This is a genomic window from Actinocrispum wychmicini (genome assembly GCF_004345645.1).
GTDB classification, from domain to species: domain Bacteria; phylum Actinomycetota; class Actinomycetes; order Mycobacteriales; family Pseudonocardiaceae; genus Kibdelosporangium; species Kibdelosporangium wychmicini.
In genome coordinates this window covers 1-1,773 of sequence record NZ_SLWS01000036.1, presented here as the reverse complement: position 1 = coordinate 1,773, position 1,773 = coordinate 1, and the positions used below count along the sequence as shown (strand labels likewise).

The 1,773-nt window shown below is 66.0% G+C and carries 1 protein-coding gene; it reads right to left on the bottom strand.

Features of this window, described 5'->3' with window-relative positions; all coding sequences use genetic code 11:
- Nucleotides 1–13: 13 nt before the first annotated feature.
- Nucleotides 14–1,615 (bottom strand): IS4 family transposase, encoded by a 1,602-nt coding sequence (locus EV192_RS53480; protein ID WP_207926998.1) that lies wholly within the window; start codon nt 1,613–1,615, stop codon nt 14–16.
- Nucleotides 1,616–1,773 lie beyond the last annotated feature (158 nt).

Below are 1,773 nucleotides of genomic sequence, written 5' to 3'. Positions count from 1 at the left end.
CAATGCCGCGTAGTTAGAGGGTTGGTGGTGGTGTCGAGATGGGTGGTGGGTTGAGGGTGTAGTGGCCTTTGGTGGTTTTGGTGAGGTGGCCGTGGCGTGCCCATTCGGCGAGTTGGGTGAGCAGGTTGCGGGGTGGGATGCCGAGTTGCTCGGCGAGGTGTCTGCCGTTCCAGTGGTGGTGTGGGTGGGTGGTCATGATCTGGATGACGCGGGCTCGGCGGGTGTCGGGCAGGGGGGTGGTCCAGTCGCGTGGTGGTCGTGGTGGGGGTGGGGGCGGGGTGAGTGGTGGGGTGTGGATGGTGATGGTGATCGTGGTGATGGTGGTGGAGTGGGTGGGGCGGTCCTCGTCGCGGTTGATGTAGCGGGAGGTGGAGCATTTGACTTTGCGGGCGCTGAAGCGTGGGCGTCGTGCGGGTAGCAGAGTGCGCAGGACGGCGTGGCCGATCACGCCGGGCAGGTCGACTGGTGTGGTGGGGTGGATGCCGTGGGCGGCGGTGAGCTGATCGCGGGCGGTTTCCAGGGCGGTGGTGAAGCTGGCCCGGTCGGGGTCGGTGCCGGGTTGGGTCTCGATCGCGGTGACCATGGCCATGCGTAGGAGTTGGTAGAGCGTCAGCAGGGCCCAGAGTTCTTGTTCCAGGCCGGGGCGGTCACCGGACCGCAGCACGTGTCCGTTGAGGATGGTGTGGCGTAGCGCGAGGAACGCGGTCTCGATTTCCCAGCGTTCGTGATAGAGCTTGGTGAGTTCGTTGGCGGGGTGGCGGCGGTGGTCGAGCAGGGTGGTGATCAGCCGGTAGTGGTCACCGGTGCGGCTGCCGTCGGTGCCGGTGATGGCCAGGTCGGCTGCGATGATCCGTACTGTCCTGCCGTCCAGAATGGACAGGTATGACCCGTCGGGCAGGTGGCAGAGCACTCGTGGTTTGCGGGTGAGCTTGCCGCGTATCAGGAAGTCTGCTCCGGTCCGGGCGATCCGGGTGAACAACGCGGCCGCGTCGAATGCCCGGTCGGCGAGTACCAGCATGCCCGGTCGTAGCAGACCCACGAGTTCACCGGCCAGGCCGAGCTCGTCGCGTTTGTCCGCGCCTCCCACCGTCGCGCCGAGCAGTGCCCGGGTGCCGGTCTCCACCAACGCCATCAACCGTAGGTTGGGGTATCCGGCCCACCCTTGCCCGTGGTGGATGCGCCCCAGCCAGGCCCGGTTGCGATCGGTATCCGGGGCTTTGAGCGAGTTCAGGCCGTCGAACGCGACCGTGCGCAGTCCGCGGTAGCAGACTCCGGGTGTCCTGGGCTGTCCGACAGGGCCGGCCACCACGTCGAACAACGCCTTCAACGGCGCAGGGCCCAACCGGCGGCGCAGATCCCGTAAGGCCTTCTCAGACGGACGAGTGATGGCATCCAGCCCGGCGGTCAGCTTGTCCCAGACACGCAGATACCCCAACCGTGGGAACAGGCCGAGCGCGAGCAGGAAATACACCCCGACCCGGGAGGGCAGAGCACGCAACCGGCGCTGCGTCGTCCTGGTCTGGTCCAGCACGTCATCCACCAGCTCGACCGGCAGATACTGGGTCAACTCGCCCACATGACCCGCGGCGAACACATCCACCGGCGAGGCGGGCACAGCACAACAACGAGGCGATGGCAGACTGAACACGCAGCGGGACTCCTGAACAGGCGATTGTGGAAGATCACCAGTTCTACAAGGAGTCCCGCTGTCCTGTCGATCTTGAACTTCACCCGCCTTGCCCCACCAGCAAAATCACTAACTACGCGGCATTG